The sequence below is a fragment of the Ruegeria sp. BG6 genome (genome assembly GCF_056538465.1).
The window spans coordinates 375,462-398,807 of sequence record NZ_JBQFTB010000003.1; the positions used below are offsets into that span (position 1 = coordinate 375,462).

The window sequence follows — 23,346 nt, forward strand, 5'->3', positions numbered from 1 at the left end:
GCCTGTGCAGCGGGCGCCTAGGTCACTCTGTGTCCCGGCCCGCGTCGGCCTCATACGCTTCGATGATGGCGGCGACAAGCGGGTGGCGGACAACGTCCTTGGAAGTGAAATAGTTGAAACTGATGTTGGGAATCGACTTGAGCAGCCGTTCCGCATCCCGCAAACCCGACTGAACACCGCGCGGCAGGTCCACCTGAGACCGGTCCCCGGTGATGACCATGCGGCTGCCTTCGCCCAGTCGGGTCAAAAACATCTTCATCTGCATGGTGGTCGCGTTTTGCGCCTCGTCCAGCACCACAAAGGCATTGGCCAATGTGCGACCCCGCATGAACGCCAGCGGCGCGATTTCGATTCGCTTTTCCTCGATCAGCTTGGCCAGTTGCTTGCCGGGCAGGAAATCATTCAGCGCGTCGTACAGAGGCTGCATGTAAGGATCGACCTTGTCCTTCATGTCGCCCGGCAGATAGCCCAGCTTTTCACCGGCCTCGACTGCGGGTCGGCTGAGGATGATCCGGTCGACCTGCCCGCCGATGAACATCGACACCCCGGCGGCGACAGCAAGGTATGTCTTGCCGGTTCCCGCAGGCCCGATTCCAAAGGCCAATTCGTTGTTGAACAACGAGCGGACATAGGCTTTTTGGGCATCAGTGCGCGGTTCGACCAGCTTTTTGCGCGTCTTGATCTCGACAGTGCCGCCTTTGAACATTTCAAGCTGATCGCCGTCGCGCGTTCCGGTCTCGGCCTCGGAATTACCCATCCGCAGTTCCCTGTCGACATCGGCCGGCATGACCTCGCGCCCGCCTTCCAGCCGGGTGTACAGGGCCTGCAGCACCTCCAGGGCTTGCTTTTGCGCATCTTCATCGCCCATTACGACCAATTGATTTCCCCGGCGCACGATCTGAACAGAAAGCTTCTGTTCGATATCGGCCAGATTGCGGTCATATTCGCCGCATAGATCAATCAACAGTCGGTTGTCGGGAAATTCAACAAGCGCCTCGTTACGGGGCATGTCATTTTGCGGTGGGTTCAGGGCACCGATGGCCAATCCGTTCTCCTGTCTTGGCGTTTCAAAATCAGCGTAGACAACAATTCTTGTCGGGCGCAAGACAGAGTTTCAAATTTTCCCCCACGCATTGCAAAAGCGCCGCCGACCGTCCCGGCGCGTGTCGTGCCGCGTTTGGTGGAATGCGCCCTCAGAACCGGTAATTCAGACCGAACCGAAGCCCCTGGTACTTGGGCGTGGATTTTGTGGAAAAGCCCGAGTCGAACGTCACGTCCTTCGACTGGAACTGAACAAATTCATATTCACCGGTGATCGACCAGTTTTCGGACAGGAAGTGCTCTGCACCGACACTGACCGAGAACCCGCCGCGCTGGTCGCTTTCCTCAAAGGACTGAATGCGGGATACGGGGCCAAAGCTGTTGGAGGTGGTCACATCGCCCTGCACGTACCCGAGGGACACGAAATACAGAATATTTCCGCGCCGGTTTGTCACGCCATTACGAAACCGGACCGACAGGATATCGGATATTTCGGAGCTGCCCGTGACGGCAACGGACCCAACTTGAGTGGAAACACTGTCTTCCAATGATCCGAAATCGTACCCAAGCTCTAACCCGTAGACATAGTTGCGCCGACCGCTGATAGGCAGGCTGCCGCGCCATCCGCCCCGAATTCCGCCATATGAGCCGCTCAGGGTGAGATCGCCGACAGTCGTGGTGCCGGCAGGAGTTCTGAGGCCAAACCTGTCATCCCCCTCGCCCCCGTATCCGGCGCTGAGCCCGAGGTAGAACGCGCTGACATCATCGCCGTACCGTTTTGCGCTGATCACTTCAGCATCAGCAACATCGCCGTTGCGATCGCTGGCGGGGCTGGAACCGGCTTGAAACACCATCAAAAGGGCCAAAGGCAATGCTGCCCAAAACCTGGGTGAAACCGAATGTGCTCGCTTTTTCACTCGTACCCTCCTTTGCGCCGAACGAACCATCGGACCAACGCATATCCGCTCCAAAAAGGCGCGTGGGAACCGCCCCAAGGAAAGACTGGGTTTCCTCGACCATAGTTCGCAACGATAAATCAAGGGTAAATTTTGGAAACAAACACCAGTTATGGTGTCTGCGCCATGGATAACGACAGCCTCAGATCAGTTCGCCCGCAAGCGAGTTTGCACCGGATTCGGTAATAAGCACGTCCCTCAGATCGCCCGCCACAATATCGGTGCCCGTAACGTGAACCGAATGCAGATACTCGGATTTTCCGACCATCTGGCCCGGCAAACGCCCTGGTTTTTCAAACAAAACCCGTACTTTTCTGCCGACCATGTCATCCTGGATCTCGCGCTGATGGCGGGTGATCAGCGCCTGCAGACGCTGCAGACGATCATCCGCCGCTTGCGGGTCGACCAGTTGCCGCTCGGCGGCCGGTGTGCCGGGGCGCGTCGAATACTTGAAAGAATAGGCATATCCATACCGGACCTGCTCGACCAGTTCCATGGTCTCCTGGAAATCCTGTTCGGTTTCCTCCGGAAAGCCCACGATGAAATCGCCGGACATGACGATATCCGGCCGCGCAGCGCGGATACGTTCGATCAGGCGCAGATAGCTTTCGGCGGTATGGCTGCGGTTCATGCGCTTGAGGATTCTGTCCGATCCCGACTGCACTGGCAGGTGCAGATACGGCATCAGCTTTTCGCAGGTTCCATGCGCCTCGATCAGGTCATCCGCCATGTCATTGGGGTGCGATGTGGTAAAGCGAATACGCTCCAGCCCGTCGACCTTGTTCAACTCCCAGATCAGGCCAGCAAGCGACACATCCCCGTTCGGGCCCGCACCGTGATAGGCATTGACGTTCTGTCCCAGCAGGGTGATTTCGCGCACGCCGCGGTCAACCAGATCCTGCGCCTCGCGGATGATACGGTCGGCAGGCCGGCTGACTTCGGCCCCCCGCGTGTAGGGAACAACGCAGAAGGCGCAAAACTTGTCACAACCTTCCTGAACGGTCAGAAATGCGGTTGGGCCACGGCTGGCCTTTGGACGGTTCTTGAGCTTCTCGAACTTGTCCTCTTCCGGAAAATCCGTATCCAACGCCTTTTCGCCCGCGCGGGTCTTCGCCTCCATCTCGGGCAGGCGGTGATAGCTTTGCGGCCCCACAACCAGATCGACCAGAGGCTGGCGGCGCATGATCTCTTCACCCTCGGCCTGGGCGACACAGCCCGCAACGCCAATCTTGAGATCGGGTTTTTCGGCCTTCAGCCCCTTGAACCGGCCCAATTCGGAATAGACTTTTTCGGCGGCTTTTTCCCGGATATGGCAGGTGTTCAGCAGGATCATATCCGCGTCATCCGGGCTTTTGGTTTCGACATAGCCCTTCCCACCCAGAGTTTCGGCCATACGCTCGCTGTCGTAGACGTTCATCTGGCAACCATAGGTCTTGATGTACAGCTTCTTGGGTTCTGACATGAAAACGGCCTTTGCGTTCGCGGGATCGGCGTCGTCTATACCCATAGAACGCCGCTTGCAATGCCGACGCGATTAACCGATTTTGGCCGGCAATTCCAGCACGGCGGATCAAGACAGGCGATGCACTACAAGACCCTCGACACATTTCTGCAGTCCGGCAGCGCTGCCCTCGCCAAGGGACCCGTTGCCCTGATCATCGCCGAGGACGACGTCGAACTTGACGGAACCATCCGCCACCATCTGAACCTTGGCTTCAAATCCCTGATCGCTTTAATGCCGCCGGAATTTCAACTGGACCCGGAACTGTCCGAACGCGTTCACCGGGTAGATCAGACCTGCGCGCCACGAACCGTGGTCTTTGACGCCCTCAATCGGATCATCCAGGCCGCGCCGGGGTTGTGGCTGTACTACTGCTACAACGCCGAGTACCTGTTCTTTCCGTTTTGCGAGACCCGAAGCATCGGCGAAATGCTGACGTTCCACACCGAAGAGCGCCGCAATGCGATGCTGTGCCACGTGATCGACCTTTATGCCGAGGACCTGACCGTATATCCCAACGGTGTCGCCCCCGATCACGCCATGCTGGACCGAACCGGATACTACGCGCACGCCCGCCACGATGCTGACGGACATCCGCTTGAGCGCCAACTGGACATGTCAGGTGGCCTGCGGTGGCGGTTCGAGGATCACATCCCCTACGAACGCCGCCGCATTGACAGGATTTCTCTGTTCAAGGCGCAAAAGACTTTGTCGCTGCAGCCGGACCACAGCTTTAACGAGGCGGAATACAACACGTATTCGTGCCCCTGGCATCATAACCTGACGGCCGCGATCTGTTCTTTCCGCGCCGCCAAGGCCCTTAAAAGCAATGCCGGTTCCACATTCGATATCCCGACCTTCCGCTGGCAGAATTCAGTGCCGTTTGAATGGACCTCGCAGCAATTGCTCGATCTGGGCCTGATGGAATCGGGACAGTGGTTCTGACAAGCTTTTCGTCTGTTTGAAAATGCCGCGGTGGAAGCGCGGCATTGTGGCGATGGGGGCAGAGCCCCCTACCGCTGCAACAAGACCGGAAACCAGTCTTCGCGCAGGCGTTGCCCCGGCTGCATGTCATGCCCAGGGAACGGCGGCGAAGTCCGGCCCGGACGCTCGACATAGCGTGCGTCGTCACCGACCAGCCGCAACGAAAACGCCCGGCGACGGCTGTCCGACTGATTGCCCCGCGCACCATGCAGTGTGCGGTAGTTGAAGGCGACCGCATCTCCCGGCTCCATCTCGAACTCGACGACCCGCATGCCTTCGGCATTCGGATCGGGCACGGGGATGTACTGGCCTTCATCCGCAAAGAACCCTTCCTCGGAAACCCATCGTGTCGGCAGGACTTCTTTTTCCCACCGGTGCGACCCGGCAACGCAGCGCAAGGTTGCCTGCTTAACCGGATCAAGTGGCGACCAGAAGCTGATCGTTTGCTGGCCATCAACAAAGTAATAGGGACCATCCTGGTGCCATGGGGTCGCCATCGAGGTTCCCGGTTCCTTGACCAGCACGTGATCATGAAACATCTGAACACTGCGCGACTGCATCAGGTCTGCAGCCACCTCGGCGGCCGGCGAGTTGCGGATCACGTCTTCAAACTGCCCGATTCGCGACCAGTTGCAGTAATCGTCGAAAAACAGGCCAGTCTCGCCCTGTTTGCGGTTGTCGGACGCATACGGTCCAGGCTCGGCCATGTTTGCGGCCACCCCGTCGCGCAGAGCCTCCACGTGATCGGCAAACAGCCCTTTGATCAGGACCACGCCGTCTTCCTGAAAAGTGTCAATCATTTCCTGTGTAACAAGGGGGTGTGTCATCTTGGTCTCCGTGCGTTCCCTGCCCGATCTGCACATGAAAATTAATTCTGTTCAAATAATATCTTTCGAACTTAGAATTAAGGATATGTTATACGTTACGCTCCGAAATTATGAATATATCTGCGCAATCGGCCGCTACGGCAGCCTGTCCGCGGCGGCTCAGCAGCTCAATGTCTCGCAACCCGCGCTGTCCACCGCCCTAACGCGGGTCGAGTCGCAATTGGGGTATCCGCTTTTTGCCCGCAAACGAGGCGCCGCGATGGCCGTCACGCCACAAGGCCGCCGGTTTATCGGCGAGGCTGAGGCGCTGCTGGACCTTGCCGCGCGGCTGGAATCGTCGGACCAGACCAACACCGGTGCTGCGACGCTGCGGATCGGGTGTTTCGTGGACCTGGCCCCTTTCCTGATGGCTCCGGCCTTGCACCTACTTCGGAATGCCCTGCCTGACGTCGCGATCACTTATCAGGTGGACGGATTCGAGGGACTGATTTCGGGAATGATAGATGGGCGCATTGACGTTGCCCTGACCTATGGGCTGAGCATGGATGCAGGGTTTTCGCGGCGCATCCTGTTCGACAACATCCCCCACGCGGTGATGCCGCCCGAGCATATTCTGACGGGCAACGACACAATTTCACTGAAGGAATTGGAATCGCATCCCCTGATCCTGTCTCAGGAGGGTTTGTCGGCACAGCATGTTCTGGGCTTGTTCCGGCAAAACGGGTTGTCGCCCACCGTCGCGCACCGCGCGGCCTCGCTTGAAATCCAGCGCAGCCTTGCCGCCCACGGTGAGGGAATCGCGATCAGCTACGCCATCCCGCACAGCCATTTCAGTTATGACGGGCGACCGCTGACCAGTAGGCCGATATCCAACCCGGAAGCGGCAGAACCCGTGGTTCTGGCCCGTCACGGAATCGGTCCGGCGGACAGCAATGTACAAAAGGCGGAACAGGCTCTGGCTGAACTCGGCGGTTGAGAGGTGTTACTGTGTTTTGCGAAGGCGGATAACAACGTCGACCGACGCGATCTCGACCCCTTCAGGCGCTTCGGGAAGGCGCTGGATCACCAACTGATCCGAAGGCGCATCGCTCAGCCGGCCTTCGTCTTCCCAGAAGAAGTGCGGGTGGTCGTGCGTATTGGTGTCAAAATAGCTTTTTGACCCGTCCACGGTGATTTCCTGAAGAACACCGGCATCACAAAAGGCGCGCAGCGTGTTGTACACGGTCGCCAGCGACACCGCGTCGCCATTTTTCTTCGCCGCATCAAACAGGCTTTCGGCGGTGACGTGACGGTGTTTTCCGTCGCCAACAAGCAACTCGGCCAAAGCAACACGCTGGCGCGTCGGGCGCAATCCGGCGTCTACAAGCCAAGTCGTGGCTCTGTTCTGGCTTTGAGGTGTCATGATTTCCGATACCCGCAATTCTGGCTGACTTACATATAAGTGCTTCGCCCCTACAATTTCAAATGAAATTCATTCGCAAAGAATTGGCTGAGCGCGACATGATATGGACCAGAACTCTTGCAGGCCCTTGCAAACGGGTGCTAGACGAGGCCAGATATAACGAACGGACCCCTGGCAGGAGAGGCGGCAAAATGGCCCAATTCCCGAGCAGTTTTGACAAGGATGATCTGCTGAAATGCGCCCGTGGCGAATTATTCGGCCCCGGAAACGCGCAATTGCCTGCCCCACCGATGCTGATGATGGACCGGATCACCGACATTTCCGGCGATGGCGGCGCACATGGCAAGGGCCATGTGGTGGCAGAATTCGACATTAATCCTGACCTGTGGTTCTTTGACTGCCATTTCCCCGGCAACCCGATCATGCCAGGCTGTCTGGGTCTGGACGGGCTGTGGCAGCTGACCGGCTTCAATCTGGGCTGGCGCGGCTGGCAGGGGCGCGGATACGCATTGGGCGTGGGTGAGGTCAAGCTGACCGGAATGGTGCGCCCCGACCGCAAGATGCTGACATATTACGTGGATTTCACCAAAGCCGTGCAAACCCGCCGCCTGACCATGGGTGTGGCGGATGGCCGGGTCGAAGCCGACGGCGAAGTGATTTATCAGGTCAAGGACATGAAGGTTGCGCTGTCCGAAAGCTGAACCCCGGCTGACGGACTGGTAACAAGGAACGGAATACAGGAGTACGCATATGCGTCGCGTCGTCGTCACCGGTCTGGGGGTCGTTTCCTCGATCGGCAACAATGCCGAAGAGGTCCTCGCCTCGCTCAAGGCAGGTAAATCCGGGATCGAAGCCAACGAACAGATGGTCGAACACGGATTTCGCAGCCAGATCGCCGGAACGCTCAAGATCGACGTGGCCGAGCATGTGGACAAGCGCACCCTTCGTTTCATGGGCCCCGGCGCCGCATACGCGCACATCGCCATGAGCCAGGCGATTGAAGACGCCGGCCTGACCGAAGACCAGGTCGTCAACCCGCGCACGGGTCTTGTCGCAGGCTCCGGTGGACCATCGACCAGCGCCATGCTGACGGCGCATCAGACAGTGCTGAAAAACGGTGCCACAAAGCGGATCGGCCCCTTTGCGGTGCCGAAATGCATGTGCTCGACAATTTCGGCGAACCTTGCGACAGCGTTCAAGATCAAGGGTATCAACTATTCCATCACGTCGGCCTGCTCGACGTCGCTGCATTGTATCGGCAACGCGGCGGAACAGATCATGCTGGGCAAGCAGGATGTGATGTTTGCAGGCGGCGGCGAGGAACTGGACTGGACCCTGTCCTGTCTGTTCGACGCGATGGGCGCGATGTCCTCCAAATACAATGACACCCCCGAAAAAGCCTCGCGTGCATTCGATCAGAACCGTGACGGTTTCGTGATTTCCGGCGGCGGCGGCATCGTCGTTCTGGAAGACCTGGAACACGCACTGGCACGCGGCGCGAAGATCTATGCCGAGGTCACGGGTTATGCCGCGACATCCGACGGACATGACATGGTTGCACCGTCCGGTGAAGGCGGCGAGCGTGCGATGCGCCTGGCCCTGTCCACCCTGCCCGAAGGCCGTAAGGTCGATTACATCAACGCCCACGGCACCTCGACCCCGGTCGGCGATGTGGGCGAGGTTGAGGCCGTTCGCCGTATCTTCGGTGAGGGCAGCGTACCGCCGATTTCGTCGACCAAATCGATGACGGGCCATGCGCAAGGCGCAGCCGGCGCGCTTGAGGCGATTTTCTGCCTTTTGATGCTGGACAATGACTTCATTACTCCGTCGATCAATGTCGACACACTTTCCGACGGCATCCTGCCCGGTGAAATTGCAACTCAGGTGGTTGAAAACGCAGGCCTGGACAGCGTGATGACCAACAGCTTCGGCTTTGGTGGCACCAACGGCTCCATGATCCTGTCCAGGTATAACGGGTGACTATGATGTCGGATCTTCTCAAGGGCAAACGCGGCCTGATCATGGGCGTGGCAAATGACCGCTCGATTGCGTGGGGCATTGCCAAGGCGATGCATGAGGCCGGTGCCGAACTGGCGTTCACCTATCAAGGTGAGGCGTTCGGAAAGCGTCTGGAACCGCTGGCACAAAGCCTCGGCAGCGATTTCATGGTAGATGCGGACGTCACCGACGACGCCTCGCTGGACCGCGCTTTTGGCGAGCTGGGTGAGCGATGGCCGACCATCGATTTCGTCGTGCACGCCATCGCCTATTCCGACAAGAACGAACTGACCGGCCGGTTTCTGAACACGACCCGCGCGAACTTCAAACACTCGCTGGATGTCTCGGCCTATTCCTTTATCGAGGTCGCGCGCCGGGCATATCCGCTTATGAAGGACAATGGCGGCACCTTGCTGACCTTGACCTATCAGGGGTCCAACAAGGTTGTTCCCAATTACAACGTGATGGGTGTGGCCAAGGCGGCACTGGAATCAGCGACCCGCTACCTGGCCAACGATCTCGGCCCCGATGGTATTCGCGTCAACGCAATCTCTCCCGGGCCGATGAAAACGCTGGCCGGGGCCGCAATTGGCGGCGCGCGCAAGACCTACAAGTTCTGCGACCAGAACGCGCCAATGCGATCGAACGCGACGCTTGAGGCCGTGGGCGGCACTGCGGTCTATCTGGCGTCGGACGCCGGGTCCTGCACATCAGGTGAGATCATCCGTGTCGATGGCGGTTTCCATATCCTTGGAATGCCGCAGCCCGAGGCGATGTGACCATATCTTTCCCTGCCGACGCCTAGATTTGACCATCTTTAGGCGGCAGGGATTGGCTTATGAGCAAGCTAGACCAGATCATTGCAAACAACGCGCGCGGACCTCAGGTCCGGCGGAAGTCGGGACTCCTGACCAGTCGGGGTCGTGTCATGTTACTGACGCTGACATCCCTTCTGGTGCTGTTTGTCTTTTTGACTCAGCCACCGGTGCGTGAAGCTGTGGACCGCCTTATCGGCATGATTGCAGGCTGACGGTCTTTTCGCCTTTTCCGGTCAGTTTACCGAAACCACCTCAATCTCAAAGATCAGGTCTTGTCCCGCCAGGGGATGGTTCCCGTCAAGGGTAACTGTGGCCTCATCCGCATCGACAACGGTAACAGGTAAAGCTTGCCCGTCAGGTGTCTGCATCTGCAGCTGAGTACCAGGTTCCAGCGGAATATCATCCGGGATGCCTTCGCGCGGGATGGCCTGGCGCATCGCCGGGTTGATCGGCCCATAGGCTTCCACACAGGCGATTTCGACCCGTTTTTTGTCGCCTGCCGCCAGACCCGGCATGGCCGTGTCGAGGCCGGGAATGATCTGGCCCGAGCCAACGACGAACTCAAGCGGATCGCGCCCCTCGGAACTGTCGAAGACGGATCCGTCCAGCAAGGTGCCGGTATAATGGATGCGCACTGTGTCGCCTTGTTTGATTTCAGTCATATTGAACTCCGACCGGGTAAGGAATGAACCGGTCAACCTAGGGTATGACACGATAATGTAAACCCTTGCCCCTTTAACCCACGAAACTCCTGTGCCAACCTGCCGCCGATTGGCAGTGAGGGTCCGATGGCAATTTCCACCTGTGTTTTTGATGCCTATGGTACGTTGTTCGATGTCACCGCCGCCGCAAGGCAGGCCGCAGGTGAACCGGAGTTCGAGGCGCTACGGCAGAAATGGCCCGAGCTGGCCAATTTCTGGCGCCTGAAACAGCTGCAATATACCTGGTTGCGGGCGATAACAGACGCGCATGCCGATTTTTGGGACGTGACGCAGGACGGGCTTGATTGGGCATTGGAAGCCACGGGGCTAGATGGCAATGCCGCCCTGCGACAGAGGCTCCTGGATTTGTACTGGCAACTGCAGGCCTATCCGGAAGTGCCCGAGATGCTGAAGGCATTGAAAGCGAGTGGTTTACAGACCGCCATCCTGTCCAACGGATCTCCGCCGATGCTGGAAGGTGCCGTGCAGTCGGCCGGCGTTGGCGATCTGCTGGACGACGTTCTGTCGGTCGAAACTGTTGGTGTCTTCAAACCACATGCGAAAGTCTACGACCTTGTGCAGCAACGCTTTGGCTGTGAACGCGATCAGGTCCTGTTCGTCAGCTCCAATGGCTGGGACGCCGCCGGAGCCAGCGGATACGGATTTGTGACTGCTTGGGTCAACCGAGCAGGCGAACCCCAGGACCGATTGCCGTGGACGCCCGCTCATGTCCTGTCCGACCTGACTTCGATCCCAAAGCTGGCCGGTCTTTGATGCCGTTTTTCACGACCTCGGACAACAGGCGCATTTATTATGAGGACAACGGCACAGGCGCTCCGGTCCTGTGTCTGGCAGGATTGACGCGCAATGGTCGGGATTTTTCTTTCCTTGCGCCTCATATTAGTGATTACCGCATGATCACAATGGATTATCGCGGGCGCGGTCGTTCCGATCATGACCCGGACCACACAAACTACAACATCCAGCGCGAGGCGCTGGACGCAATCGAATTGCTGGATCATCTGGCCCTCAACCGGGTGGTCATTCTGGGAACGTCCCGCGGCGGTTTGATCGCGATGGCGCTGGCAATCAGCCATCGCCACCGGCTGGCCGGCGTTATCCTGAACGATGTCGGCCCGGTCATTGAACCTGCAGGCATTGCCAAGATCATGGAATACGTTGGCAAACCGCCGGTTTCCAGAACACTGGATCAGGCGGCACGGCAACTGAAACAGGCTATGGACCCTCATTTCCCCGGTGTCCCTCTGAGCATCTGGCAACGGCAGGCCGAGTTTCAGTACGAAGATCAGGGCGGGCATCTGTCGTTGCGCTACGACCCCGCCTTGCGGACCGCGCTGATCGAACAGGCCGCTGCCGGTGTGGTGCCGGATTTGTGGCCGTTGTTCGAGGCCTTGCGCGATTTGCCGGTTGGTGTCATCCGTGGCGCAAACTCGGACATTCTGGGAAGGGAAACACTTGCCCAAATGCAAACACGTCACCCCGGGCTTAGCGTGGCTGAGGTGCCCGATCGCGGGCATGTTCCCTTTCTGGACGAGCCCACTTCGCTGACCGTCATTCGCAAAATACTGGACGCCGCATGAGCACCATTGATCTGATCGAAGCCGCCGCCACCCGACTGCAGGGACATGTGCGGGAAACGCCGATCCTGACCTCACCTTTTCTGGACGAAATCGCAGGCCGGCGTGTGCTGGTGAAACCCGAATGCCTGCAACATACCGGCAGTTTCAAGTTTCGCGGCGCGTGGTCGGCAATCTCGGCGCTGGAAGAGAGTGACCGGCAGCGCGGCGTCATTGCCTATTCCTCGGGCAACCATGCGCAGGGGGTTGCGCTGGCCGCGTCCCGGCACGGGATATCATCGGTGATCATCATGCCCTCAGACGCGCCACGGCTGAAGATCGAAAACACCCGCGCATTAGGGGCCGAGGTTGTTCTCTACGACCGCACAACCGAAAGCCGCGAGGAGATCGGAGAAGGTCTGGCGCAGGAGCGTGGGTTGACGCTGATCCGGCCTTACGACGAACCGCAAGTAATCGCCGGACAGGGCACCACGGGGCTTGAGATTGCGCGTCAGGCAGCCGAAGCCGGGGTTGCCAACGCGGACGTTCTGGTGTGTTGCGGTGGTGGCGGCCTGTCATCGGGCATTGCCTTGGCTTTGGAAAAACACGCGCCTGACCTGCGGGTCCGCCCGTGCGAGCCGGAAGGCTTTGATGATGTCAAACGATCGTTGGAAAGTGGCCGCATCGAAAAGAACACGGCGGCAGCGGGCAATCTGTGCGATGCAATCCTGACCCCCCAACCCGGCCGGATCACCTTCCCGATCCTTCAGCGTTTGTGCGGTCCCGGGCTGGCGGTATCCGAGGAAGAAGCCCTGCGGGCAATGGCGCAGGCTTTTTTGCGCCTCAAGATCGCGCTGGAACCGGGCGGGGCCGTGTCATTGGCGGCAGCCTTGTTCCGAAAGGACGAGATTCAGGGCGACGCGGTCATTGTAGTGGCATCCGGCGGAAATGCCGATCCGCAAGTTTTTGGCCAGGCGTTGGAATTCCTGACCTGACAGCAGGCGGCAATCCGTGCAAGTTGACCCCGAACTGTGAATCGACAGGGACCGAAATCATGCAAATCGCCGATCTTGGTGACGTGCAACTGCATTACCGCACGGACGGCAACCCGGACGGGGCACCGATCGTGTTTGCCAATTCCCTTGGGACCGATCTGCGCCTTTGGGACAACGTCCTGCCGCATCTGCCGGATGGCCTGCGGATCATCCGTTTCGACAAGCGTGGTCACGGATTGTCTTCGCAGCCTCCCGGCCCGTATTCGATGGGCGCCTTGATAAGGGATACCGAGGCCCTTCTGGACCATCTTGGTGTCCGGGATTGCGTATTCGTGGGCCTGTCCATCGGCGGCATGATCGCCCAAGGCCTGGCCGTCAAAAGGATGGATCAGATCCGCGCGCTGGTTCTATCAAACACCGCCGCCAAAATCGCGACCCCGGCCATCTGGCAGGATCGCATGGCCGCGGTGCGAGCTGGCGGGATCGAAGCACTGGCCGACGCAACGATGGAACGGTGGTTTTCGAAGGGCTATCGCACATCGACGGATCACCTGCTGTGGCGCAACATGATGGTTCGCCAACCGGTCGAAGGTTATCTGGGGTGCTGCGCCGCCATATCGGGCACCGACTTCTATACGCCGACCAGCGGATTGCGCCTGCCCACATTGGGCATCGCCGGCAGCGAGGACGGCTCGACCCCGCCCGATCTGGTCAGAGAAACAGTCGACCTGATCCCCGGCTCCCGGTTTGAGTTGATGCGCAAGGCGGGACATCTGCCCTGTGTCGAACACCCCAAGCAATACGCCGCCTTGTTGCGACGCTTCCTGTCCGATGTCGGACACATCTGAAGGAGAGACGACTGTGGCGGATTTTTTGCTGATCCACGGGTCCTGTCATGGCGCATGGTGCTGGCGCGATCTAATACCCGCACTTGAACGTCTGGGGCATTCCGCCCATGCCATCGATCTGCCCAGCCACGGTTCCGACCCGACCCGCATCTGCGACGTTACGCTGGACGGGTGTCGGGACGCTGTTCTGGCGGCCACAACACCGGAAACACTCATCGTCGGGCATTCCTGGGGCGGATATCCGATCAGCGCCGCCGCCGAGGCTCAGCCAAACGCGATGCAGGGCCTGATCTATCTTTGCGCGTATGTGCCGCACGACGGTTTGTCGATGGTCGAGATGCGAAAACGCGCGCCCCGGCAACTGATTGTAGACGCCGTGGACAAATCTGCCGACGGCCTGTCCTACACCGTCCATCCAGACCGGGTGCAGGATCTGTTTTATCACGACTGCCCGACCGGCACGACCCAATATGCGCTGGCACGAATGTGCCCTCAGCCGATCCGGCCTCAGGACACCCCTTTGCCGCTGTCCACAAGATACGCCGGCGTCAAAAAGGCATATATCCGTACAACTGACGATCACACGATACCGACCGAATACCAGGAAACGATGAGCCACTGCGCGCCGCCGAACCTGCGTCACACCATCGACAGTTCGCATTCACCGTTTTTCGCGCAGCCGGAAAAGCTGGCCAAACTGCTGAGCGAGATCGAGCATGGACTCTGAACCCGGCTGACCGGACGTCACGACACGGTACAGGGATGTTCCCTTCCCTGCGGCCGGTCGCTAGGGTCCGCGCAGAAACCAATGAAACCGGTACTCATGCGTCTGCCATTTCTGTTTGTTCTCAGCATCGTGATGATCGACGCCATGGGCATCGGTCTGGTGATGCCCATCATGCCCGAACTGATCCTCGAGGTTCAGGCAGGAACGCTGGCCAGTGCTGCGATCTGGGGCGGGATTCTCAGCACCGCATTCGCTGCAATGCAGTTTGTGTTCAGCCCCATTTTGGGAAATCTTTCTGATGCTTATGGTCGGCGCACGGTTCTTCTGGTGTCGCTGTTTGTCATGGCGTTGGACTACGTGGTCATGGCGGTTGCAGGCAGTATCTGGCTGCTTCTTGCCGGGCGCATCGTGGGCGGCATTACCGCGGCCACCCACGCAACCGCGGCGGCTTTCATGGCGGACGTGTCAAAGCCACACGAGAAAGCCGCCAATTTCGGACTGATCGGGGCGGCCTTTGGCGTTGGCTTCGTGCTTGGGCCGGTTCTGGGCGGTGTGCTGAGTGAATACGGAACCCGCGCGCCGTTCTGGGCGGCGGCGGGATTGTCTGCGCTGACCTTCGTCGTCGGTCTGTTCGTGATGCCGGAAACGATCACCGACAAGACCCGGCGAGCATTCAGCTGGCGACGTGCCAATACCGCAAATTCGTTGCGCGCCATCGCCGGACTACCGGGAATTCGACCGTTGTTGTGGGTCTATTTCCTGTATTCGGTGTCAATCTATGTCTACCCCGCAATCTGGTCGTATTTCACGACTGAGCGCTTTGGCTGGTCACCGCAGATGATCGGATTATCCCTTGGGGTCTACGGCATGGCCATGGCGGCCGTGCAGGGCGGTCTGATCCGCCCGGCCACGCGATATCTGGGTGAGCGGGCAACCATCATCTACGGCATGGGATTCGAGATAATCAGTTTCTTGCTGTTGGCGTTTCTGACCAACGGAACTGTCGCCCTGATCCTGATCCCGATCACGGCCTTTGGCGCCGTGATCACCCCGGCCCTGCAGGCCATGATGTCGCGGACCACACCGGATTCCCAACAGGGCGAACTGCAGGGCGTTCTGACCTCACTCCATGCTCTGTCGATGATTATCTCTCCGTTGCTGATGACCGGCGTATTCGCGCATTTCGTGCGACCGGACACAGCTATCTATTTGCCCGGTGCGCCGTTTCTTCTTGCCCTTGTGCTGATGATTGCAGGTTTCGTGCTGTTTTCCCGGGCGCGCCCGCTTGTGGCGTAACAACGACATCCCAATGACGGATTCCGCCTTGCAGCCTGCGCGCCATAACGCCACCGTGTGCGAAAGGGAGAGTTAACAACAATGCAAACCATCAAAGCCGCTGTATGCCATGCGTTCGGGGAACCGCTTGTTATTGAAGATGTCCGGATTTCGGCTCCGGGCAATGGCGAGGTCGAAGTGACCCTTCACGCCGTCGCGATCTGTCATTCCGACATAACATACGCCAGTGGCGCCTGGGGCGGGTTTCTGCCTGCCGTTTACGGGCACGAGGCGGCTGGCATCATATCGGCGGTGGGCAAGGACGCAGGCGGGTTGCAGGTCGGCGACCCGGTCGTTGTCACACTGATCCGGGCCTGCGGGTCCTGCCCGTCCTGCGCAGGTGGCAAACCCACGATCTGTGAAACCCCTTACGACACGGTCAAGGGTCCGCTACGTACAGCCGATAACGGTCCGCTTGAACAGGCCATGGCCTGCGGCGCTTTTGCGGAAAAGGTGGTCGTCAGCCACAGGCAGATCGTCAAGATCCCGGAAACGCTGCCCAAGGACGTTGCCAGCCTGTTGTCCTGCGGCGTGATCACGGGCGTTGGCGCAGCCGTCAACGCGGCCGGTTTGCGCCCGGGTCAGGACGTAGTCGTGATTGGCGCCGGGGGCGTAGGCCTGAACGCGATACAGGGCGCACGGCTTGCCGGGGCGCGGCGCATCGTGGCTGTAGACATGACCGAAGAAAAACTGGAAATCGCCAAAGAGTTTGGCGCAACACATGGCGTGCTGGGCAGCCTGGCCGAACCCTGGAAAGCTGCATTCAAGGCGTTGGGCGGGCGCGGGGCGGATGCTGTTCTGATTACCGTCGGCGCGATACCGGCCTATGATCAGGCCCCGCGTTACCTTGGGCGCGGCGGCAAGGCGGTCATGATCGGCATGCCGCATTCCGGCGATCAGTCTACCTACGAACCCGTCATCCTTGCCGCATTGGGACAGGGCCTGGTCGGATCGAAAATGGGCGACGTGGTCATTCAGCGCGATATCCCCTGGATGATCGACCTGTACGAACAGGGGCGGCTGAAGCTGGATGAACTGATCTCGGGGCGCTGGACGCTGGACCAGATCAACGAGGCGATTGCCGACACGAAGACCGGCTCGGCCAAACGCAACGTCATTATCTTCGACCAGAACTAACGCGACCCGGCAGGAGGGCAGCTGATGAAACTGCAGGATCTCGATATTATCGTCACCGCACCTCCGGCCCCAGGCTGGGGCGGACGGTACTGGATACTGGTCAAGGTCACGACCGATACCGGGATCATCGGCTGGGGGGAATGCTACGCCTCGTCGGTTGGCCCGGAGGCCATGAAACATGTCATCCGGGACGTGTTCGAACGGCATATGCTGGGCGAGAACCCGGAGAACATCGAGCTGATGTTCCGCCGCGCCTATTCAAGCGGCTTCACCCAGCGTCCGGACCTGACGGTCATGGGCGCGTTTTCCGGGCTTGAAATCGCGTGCTGGGACATCTTGGGCAAGGACCGGGACCGCCCGGTTTACGCCCTGCTAGGCGGGCTGATGAATGAACGCATTCGCGCCTATACCTATCTGTACCCCCTGCCCTGGCACAATCTGACCGATTTCTGGACGTCACCCGATCAGGCGGCGGAAAGCGCGGCCGAAATGGTCCGGCGCGGCTTCACCGCGGTTAAGTTCGACCCGGCTGGTCCTTACACGATGCGCGGCGGCCATATGCCGGCGATGTCCGATATCTCGATGTCGGTGGCGTTCTGCAAAGCCATACGCGAGGCAGTCGGGGACAAGGCCGACCTGCTGTTCGGCACCCACGGCCAGTTCAACACGGCGGGGGCCATCCGACTGGGTCAGGCGCTCGAGCCGTACTCGCCGCTCTGGTTCGAAGAACCCACACCGCCGGACATGATCGAAGACATGGCGCGCGTTGCCCGCAACGTCCGCATTCCGGTGGCCACAGGCGAGCGGATGACCACAAAGGCCGAGTTCGGGGCGGTTCTGCGGGCTGGCGCGGCAGAAATCCTGCAACCCGCGCTGGGACGCGCAGGTGGGATATGGGAGATGAAGAAAGTCGCCGCCATGGCCGAGATCTTCAACGCACAGATGGCACCTCACCTATACGCGGGGCCTGTGGAATGGGCCGCGAATATCCATCTGGCCGCATCCATACCCAACTTGTTGTTGCTGGAAACCATTGAAACCCCGTTCCACAACCAGTTGATCAACGGCAGTTTGCAGGTGGACAATGGATTCGTGATCCCGCCCACTGCTGCCGGCCTCGGGATCGACGTCAATGAAGAACTGGCCCGCGCGCACCCCTATACCGGGGACGGCCTGCACCTGCAGATGCAGGAGGCACCTTGTGACTACGTCAACGGCAACGCCTTTCAGGGCGGCGCACCGGCTGTCGAGGGGTGACAATCAGGACTGTAATCAGGCATAATGCTGACAATACAGACTAGTAGACAGGTCACGCGTGACGTTCAAGGAAGTGCAGTCCCAACAACTGAGCCCTGAAAAACCTGCGGATATGAGCGAAAGCGCCGCCCGTGCGGCCGCATTCCTCAAGACGCTGGCCCATGAAGGCCGATTGATGATCCTGTGCCATCTGGGCGATGGCGAAAAATCTGTAGGGCAACTGGAGGAGCTGTTGCAGCTAAGGCAAGCGGCAGTCAGTCAGATGCTTGCCCGCTTGCGCGAGGAAAACCTAGTCTCGACCCGCCGGGATGGCAAAACAATCTACTACACGCTGAAAGACGGCAACACTGCACAGGTCATCACGTTGCTCTATGACCTGTTCTGCAACCCCGAGGGCGGCATCTAGTTCGAAACGTAACCGGCAATGACCTGCAACAGCTTGAACGCGGTTGCGGCATCGTTTTCGACGACGGCAAGGAATTCTTCTTCACCGATACGCAGGCAGGACAGATCGGTTTCGGCAATCATGCTCAGCGCGCGCGGCTCTTTGCGGATCAGGCCAAGTTCGCCAACCAGCGCGCCGGGTCCGACCTTGGTGATCAGCTGATCCGGTTCGTCCTTTTGCGGCAGATACAAACCCGCCTCGCCCTCAAGAACAACGTAGGCCCCATCCGTCGGCTGGTCGTCCTTCAGAAAGATCACCTCGCCTTTCGCGGCCTCGAACCAGCGCGCACCAAATGCAAGCAGGCGCAGCTGTCTGCGGTTCAGACCCGAGAACAATGGCGTCTGCTCCAATGCCCGCAGTTTGCGTGCAAGGTCGGCTGAGGCGGCGCTGTCTTCCTCCACGTCGATCGGTCCCTCCCCTGAAACGACACGACCTTGCCTGATTTCCACATGCATGTCGAATGCATCCGGATTCTGGAACTGATCATTCAAGTAGACAACCGTGGTGTCCGGCAGCAACTCGCGCAGGTTCTTGTAAACCGCCACTTTGGTTTTCATGTCATAACTGGCCAGCGCGTTCTCAAGGACCAGAAAGTCCGGCTTCTTGATCGTTGCACGGGTAAAGGCCAATGGTTCGGCAAAAACCGCCGGAAGGTTTTGCCCGCCGAGCGCAACCGGAACGTTGTAGATCAGTTCGATCACCAGTGGACGCGCGCCGTTTTCGGACAGCACATCGACAATCATCTTGCGCAACTCGTCGGACCGGGCCCCTCCAACCTGGCTGACTTTGCCAAAAAGGGCGTTCTCCATCACGGTCAGACCCGGTGCAAACTCGCCTTCATCCAGCGGCACGAAGACGTCATGCAATGTCTCAAGCAGTTTGTCAGAATGGCTGTGACGCAACTCGAGAATCCGGTCCTTCAGTTCATTGGTAAAGGCCGGCCCGATCTGTTCGGCCGAGATCACCAACGGCACCGCCAGCAGGTTCGCCAGCTGTTCATCGTTCAGCCCCGTCGCGCCTTCGTCCCGGGTGCGGTCGATCAGCTCGACCGCGGCCTCATAGGTCTGGGCTTCAAGGCCAAGTTTGCGGAACAGAGGGTGATCGGTTCCATCCAGCCCAAAGATCTGGCGCAGCATGTCGATCACGTCCCGGGTCAGGCTGACCAGCGTTTCATCCAGCCCCAGTTCGCGCAATTGCCCAAGAAACACGGATTGGCGCGCCAGAAGATCCTGCGTGACCCGGACGCGCGGGGTGGCAAACAGCAGGTTTTCGGCCACGGGCAAAGCCGGGTTATAGGTATCCCGAACGAAAATCAGCGCTTGCTGTTCCAGACCATTCTGCTGAACGGCCTGCTGCACTACCGGGCGCAGTTCGACCAGTTTTGCCGCCAGCTCGGGGTGCTCGGCTGCATCGAATGTCTGCTCGCTGCCCCGCTGGAACAGGGCTGCACCCGAGCCCATACCCTCGACCAGTTGCAGCCACCACGCACGCAGTGCCTGTGCATTGTCCAGACCGGCCAGTGACGGATCCAGCCAATCTGCCCGGAACGGATCCGGGCTGTTTCCGGCGCGCTGGGTTTCGGCGAATCCGGGATCGGCCGGCCCTTCCGACAATGGCTTGAACCGCATCGGCATCATGACGTTGTCGCCCAGCGTTCCCTGAAACATCACAGGCCGCGACGTGGCATACCCGATCCGAGCCGCCACAACCCCCTGATGCATATCGGCCAGGTTCTGCCCCCCGATTTCAACGCGCCCGGCACTTGGCAGGATTTCCCGTGTCAGCAGTTCCGCCAATGCACGCCGGTCTTCCTCGCTGGGGGCGGAAATACCAACCGTCTTTCCACCCGGAAACGTAAGATTCAGATCGTCCAGCACCTGATTTCCATCCATATCGCGCACCGAGACATGGTTCAGATGGATATCGCCGTTCAAATGCGGGCGTGTTTCAGGTTCGCCGTCGAATAGTCTTTCATCCAGCATTCCCGAAGGCGCAAAGCGTTCGACCACCACGTCCCAGCGCAGAGACATGTCCTGTGTCTGGTTGTAATATGTCAGCAGTTCCTTCCATGGGGAACTCAGGTCCTTGTAGGCCGCCAAGGCCGCGACCAGCGCCCCCAGCGAGACCGACCCCTGAAGCACAAGAAGCCCGCCAACCAGATAGAACATGAACGGCGTCAGCTGCGAGATGAAGTTGTTTATGAACTTCATAAAAAACTTCTTCTGGTAGATCTCGAACCGGATGCCGAACAGCCGCCCCAGCTGATCCGAGACCATCGCGCGACGATACCGCCAGCCGCCGTTTGACCGCAATGTCGATGCGCCCGCCGCGTTTTCACCAATCTGGGCCGCAAGCACGCGCACTTCCTGAATGCGTTTCTTGTTCAGCAGGTTGATCTGCTGCTGCAGGCGCGGGATAAGCCAGGCCTGCAAGGGGATCAGCGCCACTGCTGCCAATCCGAACCAGACGCTTTGCAGAAACAGGAACGACAGGATCGTGATCATCTGTCCGGCCTGCAACACCGGCTGGCTGATCGCATCGCCCATCAACCCGCCCATCGGCTCGCTTTCGGCTGTCACCATCGAGACCAGTTCACCCTGGCTGACCCGCTCGAAATAGGGTTGTGGAAAACGCAGCGCGCTGTTGATCAACTGATAGCGGAACCGGCGCAACATCCGTTCGCTAAGGATCCCCTTCATCGTGTTGATGCGCATCTTCATCAAACCATGCGCCAGAACCGAGGCCAGAAATGCAAAGCACAGGATGATCAGGAAATTGGTCTGCGTCAGACTGTAGCCCCAGACCTCGACCACGCTGCTGGTTGCGCCGATGGCGTCATTGATGATGCGCTTGGGCAGTTCCAGCGTCAGGTAAAGCAATGGAAACAGCGTCGCCGTCACGGCCAGCAGCACCAGCTGATCGCGTTTGGAGTACTTCCAAATAAACCGGAAAATCGTTCTTTCTATTGAACCCGCCCCTACTTCAGGTCATCGACCCGTACGTCATGGTAATCTTTAAATTCAGCAGTACGAATTTACCGCAATCCCAACAAAAGACGCAAATAGTTTCCAATTGATCGAAAATCCCCCCCTTGTGTGAACTAGTTCATTTGCGCGAGCCCAATTTAGCACCTAGAGTTTGAGACAGACTGATATGGGGAAGGCGATTTTGACTGCTACACTTGGCGCGGTGTTGCTGATGATCTGCTTATTGCAGGTCAAACATATGTTCGCGGATTTTTATCTCCAGACAGCAAAAATGCTGTCGGGCCGCGGGGAATATATGCATTTGGGGCGCGCGCAGCATGCAGCGGTGCATGCGGCGGGGTCTGCTATTGTGTTTCTGCTGTTCGGGACCCCGATAGCTTTCATCCTTGTGATCGCCGTTCTGGAATGGTTCGTGCATTTCAACATCGACTTTGCCAAGGCCCGGTACTCGGACAAGCGGCAACTGCAACCCAATCAGGCGGCATTCTGGCGGGCTGCCGGGCTGGATCAGTTCATGCACAACCTGACTTACGTCGCCATGGTCTGGGCCTGGGTGGTCTACGCTTCCTAAAACCTTGGCTTCAAAGGTTGGCGCCGGGTCGTTCCTTGATCCCCTCGAACCATGCCAGCGTCGCCGTGTTTTCCTGAGGTATGCGCGTTCTGATGACCCGCGCAAAATCGACAAAAACAAAAGCCGAAATATCCGCCAGTGAAAACTCTGCCCCGGCCAAGAATGCGCTGTTTCGCAAGCGCTGCTCCAGAAGATCGAAAAACTGTGCTACACGGTCGGTGCCGCGCTGCGCCAGTTCGGGGATCTGCGCGTAGTTGACCGGTCCTGGGATCGCCCGGTCCCGAAAGAAGGGATTGGTGTTGCGCAGCACCTCGGCAATCGGGGCGCCGCCCTGTTGCTCGACAATACTGTTCCACATCAAAACAAGTCCCTTTTCGTCCGGACCACGGCCCAACAAAGGCGGATTGGGAAAGCGCGCTTCAAGATAGGCAGCGATTCCAAGGTTTTCGGTCAGGACTGTGCCGTCATCCGTCACCAGAACCGGCACCGTTGCCCATGGATTTACCGCCTTGAAATCGTCTCTCAACTGCTCTCGATCAGCGATCGAGATGTGCCGGGTTTCGATATCAAGCCCTTTTTCAGCGATGAACATGCGGGCCCGGCGCGGGTTGGGGGCGGTTGAGCAGTCATAAAACAGCATTGGCGCTCTTTCCTGTGGCCCGGATCAGCGGCGATAAATGAAACAGCGGCCTTCCACAGCACCTGCCGGCAGCGGCACTTCGGTTAGAGTCTCGAAATACATGCGATCACTGGACACCATCAATCCGCCCTCGGCCAGCAGCGGCTCGATCAGCGGCGATACAAATCGTGCGAACGCATCGTTCTTGGCCCTGTTATGCCCGCCCAGATCCGCATGTATCAAGCTGGCCGATGCGCCAAAACGGTCGACCGACGCGGGCAGAGTTTCCCGCACGTCGCCAAGGATCACCCGATCGTCGGGCGGTGTGGACTCCGGGTGCGACGCAACCGCCCGTTCAAAAACATAAACCGGGCGATCCTGAACACGACCGATCATGTGATGATAGGTTCGCCCGTTGCCCAGTCCGAGCTCAAACACGGGACCCGGCATGCTGCGGGTTTGCGCAATGGCAAAATCCAGGCAGGCGCGCTGTGACACCATGCGGTCGATGAACAGATCCAGACGGCTTTGATTGTCGGACACGGGGCAAATCTCTCCTTGATGGCAGTCGACAGACAAGATGTGGCCGACACTGCCCTAGATGACAAGAACTCAAGACT

The 23,346-nt window shown here is 59.1% G+C and carries 25 protein-coding genes; 16 read left to right on the top strand and 9 right to left on the bottom strand.

Annotated elements, in window-relative coordinates:
* Positions 1–22: 22 nt before the first annotated feature.
* The 3 genes from ACR0JW_RS08815 to miaB all read right to left on the bottom strand — a co-directional run bounded on the left by ACR0JW_RS08815 (position 23) and on the right by miaB (position 3,459).
* Positions 23–1,045: a PhoH family protein gene (locus tag ACR0JW_RS08815; protein ID WP_170678305.1), complete on the bottom strand. Its 1,023-nt coding sequence runs from the start codon at positions 1,043–1,045 to the stop codon at positions 23–25.
* Positions 1,046–1,193: 148 nt separating this feature from the next.
* Positions 1,194–1,958: an outer membrane protein gene (locus ACR0JW_RS08820; protein ID WP_480713815.1), complete on the bottom strand. Its 765-nt coding sequence runs from the start codon at positions 1,956–1,958 to the stop codon at positions 1,194–1,196.
* Between the two features lie 181 nt (positions 1,959–2,139).
* A complete protein-coding gene (gene miaB, locus ACR0JW_RS08825) occupies positions 2,140–3,459 on the bottom strand; it encodes a tRNA (N6-isopentenyl adenosine(37)-C2)-methylthiotransferase MiaB (protein WP_480713829.1) in 1,320 nt (439 codons plus the stop codon).
* A 120-nt stretch (positions 3,460–3,579) separates the two neighbouring features.
* On the opposite strand from miaB, the gene ACR0JW_RS08830 reads away from it, so the two are divergent.
* The gene (locus tag ACR0JW_RS08830; protein ID WP_170678593.1) at positions 3,580–4,443 is read left to right on the top strand and encodes a glycosyltransferase family protein; all 864 of its coding nucleotides are present in this window, start codon (positions 3,580–3,582) and stop codon (positions 4,441–4,443) included.
* Positions 4,444–4,511: 68 nt separating this feature from the next.
* On the opposite strand, the gene ACR0JW_RS08835 is transcribed toward ACR0JW_RS08830, so the two are convergent.
* Positions 4,512–5,309, bottom strand: a complete 798-nt coding sequence (locus ACR0JW_RS08835) for a phytanoyl-CoA dioxygenase family protein (RefSeq protein ID WP_480713816.1) — start codon at positions 5,307–5,309, stop codon at positions 4,512–4,514.
* 85 nt (positions 5,310–5,394) lie between these two features.
* On the opposite strand from ACR0JW_RS08835, the gene ACR0JW_RS08840 reads away from it, so the two are divergent.
* A complete protein-coding gene (locus ACR0JW_RS08840; protein ID WP_480713817.1) occupies positions 5,395–6,285 on the top strand; it encodes a LysR family transcriptional regulator in 891 nt (296 codons plus the stop codon).
* A gap of 6 nt (positions 6,286–6,291) precedes the next feature.
* Here the strand turns inward: ACR0JW_RS08840 and irrA are convergent, their stop codons facing one another.
* Positions 6,292–6,711 carry an iron response transcriptional regulator IrrA gene (gene irrA / locus ACR0JW_RS08845; protein ID WP_170619440.1) on the bottom strand — a complete coding sequence of 140 codons (420 nt, stop codon included), beginning with the start codon at positions 6,709–6,711 and terminating at the stop codon, positions 6,292–6,294.
* Positions 6,712–6,902: 191 nt separating this feature from the next.
* On the opposite strand from irrA, the gene fabA reads away from it, so the two are divergent.
* From fabA to ACR0JW_RS08865, 4 genes are read left to right on the top strand one after another with little or no spacing between them, the layout of a single operon-like run.
* Positions 6,903–7,412, top strand: a complete 510-nt coding sequence (gene fabA, locus ACR0JW_RS08850) for a bifunctional 3-hydroxydecanoyl-ACP dehydratase/trans-2-decenoyl-ACP isomerase (RefSeq protein WP_170613463.1) — start codon at positions 6,903–6,905, stop codon at positions 7,410–7,412.
* 49 nt (positions 7,413–7,461) lie between these two features.
* Positions 7,462–8,691: a beta-ketoacyl-ACP synthase I gene (fabB, locus tag ACR0JW_RS08855; protein ID WP_170678313.1), complete on the top strand. Its 1,230-nt coding sequence runs from the start codon at positions 7,462–7,464 to the stop codon at positions 8,689–8,691.
* A 5-nt stretch (positions 8,692–8,696) separates the two neighbouring features.
* Complete coding sequence (locus ACR0JW_RS08860) at positions 8,697–9,488, top strand: enoyl-ACP reductase FabI (protein ID WP_170613467.1); 792 nt, start codon at positions 8,697–8,699, stop codon at positions 9,486–9,488.
* A gap of 59 nt (positions 9,489–9,547) precedes the next feature.
* Positions 9,548–9,739 carry a hypothetical protein gene (locus tag ACR0JW_RS08865; protein WP_170678315.1) on the top strand — a complete coding sequence of 64 codons (192 nt, stop codon included), beginning with the start codon at positions 9,548–9,550 and terminating at the stop codon, positions 9,737–9,739.
* Between the two features lie 21 nt (positions 9,740–9,760).
* Here ACR0JW_RS08865 and ACR0JW_RS08870 read toward each other — a convergent pair whose 3' ends face one another.
* On the bottom strand, positions 9,761–10,189 hold the full coding sequence (locus ACR0JW_RS08870; RefSeq protein ID WP_170678317.1) for an FKBP-type peptidyl-prolyl cis-trans isomerase: 429 nt from the start codon (positions 10,187–10,189) through the stop codon (positions 9,761–9,763).
* Positions 10,190–10,315: 126 nt separating this feature from the next.
* On the opposite strand from ACR0JW_RS08870, the gene ACR0JW_RS08875 reads away from it, so the two are divergent.
* The 9 genes from ACR0JW_RS08875 to ACR0JW_RS08915 all read left to right on the top strand — a co-directional run bounded on the left by ACR0JW_RS08875 (position 10,316) and on the right by ACR0JW_RS08915 (position 18,510).
* Positions 10,316–11,002, top strand: a complete 687-nt coding sequence (locus ACR0JW_RS08875; protein WP_170678319.1) for a haloacid dehalogenase type II — start codon at positions 10,316–10,318, stop codon at positions 11,000–11,002.
* Entirely contained in the window at positions 11,002–11,829 is an 828-nt protein-coding gene (locus ACR0JW_RS08880) for an alpha/beta fold hydrolase (RefSeq protein WP_170825108.1), read from the top strand. The genes ACR0JW_RS08875 and ACR0JW_RS08880 overlap by 1 nt, the downstream gene beginning before the upstream one ends.
* Positions 11,826–12,800, top strand: coding sequence for a threonine/serine dehydratase family protein (locus ACR0JW_RS08885; RefSeq protein WP_170678323.1), 975 nt, complete (start codon positions 11,826–11,828; stop codon positions 12,798–12,800). The genes ACR0JW_RS08880 and ACR0JW_RS08885 overlap by 4 nt, the downstream gene beginning before the upstream one ends.
* Positions 12,801–12,859: 59 nt before the next feature.
* Positions 12,860–13,648, top strand: a complete 789-nt coding sequence (pcaD, locus tag ACR0JW_RS08890; protein WP_170678325.1) for a 3-oxoadipate enol-lactonase — start codon at positions 12,860–12,862, stop codon at positions 13,646–13,648.
* Between the two features lie 13 nt (positions 13,649–13,661).
* Complete coding sequence (locus ACR0JW_RS08895) at positions 13,662–14,375, top strand: alpha/beta fold hydrolase (protein ID WP_480713818.1); 714 nt, start codon at positions 13,662–13,664, stop codon at positions 14,373–14,375.
* Between the two features lie 96 nt (positions 14,376–14,471).
* Positions 14,472–15,671 carry a TCR/Tet family MFS transporter gene (locus tag ACR0JW_RS08900; protein ID WP_170678595.1) on the top strand — a complete coding sequence of 400 codons (1,200 nt, stop codon included), beginning with the start codon at positions 14,472–14,474 and terminating at the stop codon, positions 15,669–15,671.
* A gap of 81 nt (positions 15,672–15,752) precedes the next feature.
* The gene (locus tag ACR0JW_RS08905; RefSeq protein WP_170678330.1) at positions 15,753–16,847 is read left to right on the top strand and encodes a Zn-dependent alcohol dehydrogenase; all 1,095 of its coding nucleotides are present in this window, start codon (positions 15,753–15,755) and stop codon (positions 16,845–16,847) included.
* 24 nt (positions 16,848–16,871) lie between these two features.
* A complete protein-coding gene (locus ACR0JW_RS08910) occupies positions 16,872–18,104 on the top strand; it encodes a mandelate racemase/muconate lactonizing enzyme family protein (protein WP_170678332.1) in 1,233 nt (410 codons plus the stop codon).
* Positions 18,105–18,216: 112 nt separating this feature from the next.
* On the top strand, positions 18,217–18,510 hold the full coding sequence (locus ACR0JW_RS08915; protein WP_170613792.1) for a metalloregulator ArsR/SmtB family transcription factor: 294 nt from the start codon (positions 18,217–18,219) through the stop codon (positions 18,508–18,510).
* Here the strand turns inward: ACR0JW_RS08915 and ACR0JW_RS08920 are convergent.
* A complete protein-coding gene (locus ACR0JW_RS08920; RefSeq protein WP_480713830.1) occupies positions 18,507–21,503 on the bottom strand; it encodes a cyclic nucleotide-binding domain-containing protein in 2,997 nt (998 codons plus the stop codon). The two genes, ACR0JW_RS08915 and ACR0JW_RS08920, sit on opposite strands and share 4 nt — an antisense overlap.
* A gap of 214 nt (positions 21,504–21,717) precedes the next feature.
* Between ACR0JW_RS08920 and ACR0JW_RS08925 the strand changes: the two genes are divergently transcribed.
* Positions 21,718–22,107, top strand: coding sequence for a DUF3307 domain-containing protein (locus ACR0JW_RS08925; protein ID WP_170678333.1), 390 nt, complete (start codon positions 21,718–21,720; stop codon positions 22,105–22,107).
* A gap of 10 nt (positions 22,108–22,117) precedes the next feature.
* On the opposite strand, the gene ACR0JW_RS08930 is transcribed toward ACR0JW_RS08925, so the two are convergent.
* Together ACR0JW_RS08930 and ACR0JW_RS08935 are read right to left on the bottom strand one after the other, a co-directional pair.
* On the bottom strand, positions 22,118–22,747 hold the full coding sequence (locus tag ACR0JW_RS08930) for a glutathione S-transferase (protein ID WP_170678335.1): 630 nt from the start codon (positions 22,745–22,747) through the stop codon (positions 22,118–22,120).
* Positions 22,748–22,771: 24 nt separating this feature from the next.
* A complete protein-coding gene (locus ACR0JW_RS08935; protein ID WP_170678337.1) occupies positions 22,772–23,269 on the bottom strand; it encodes a class I SAM-dependent methyltransferase in 498 nt (165 codons plus the stop codon).
* Positions 23,270–23,346: the final 77 nt, after the last annotated feature.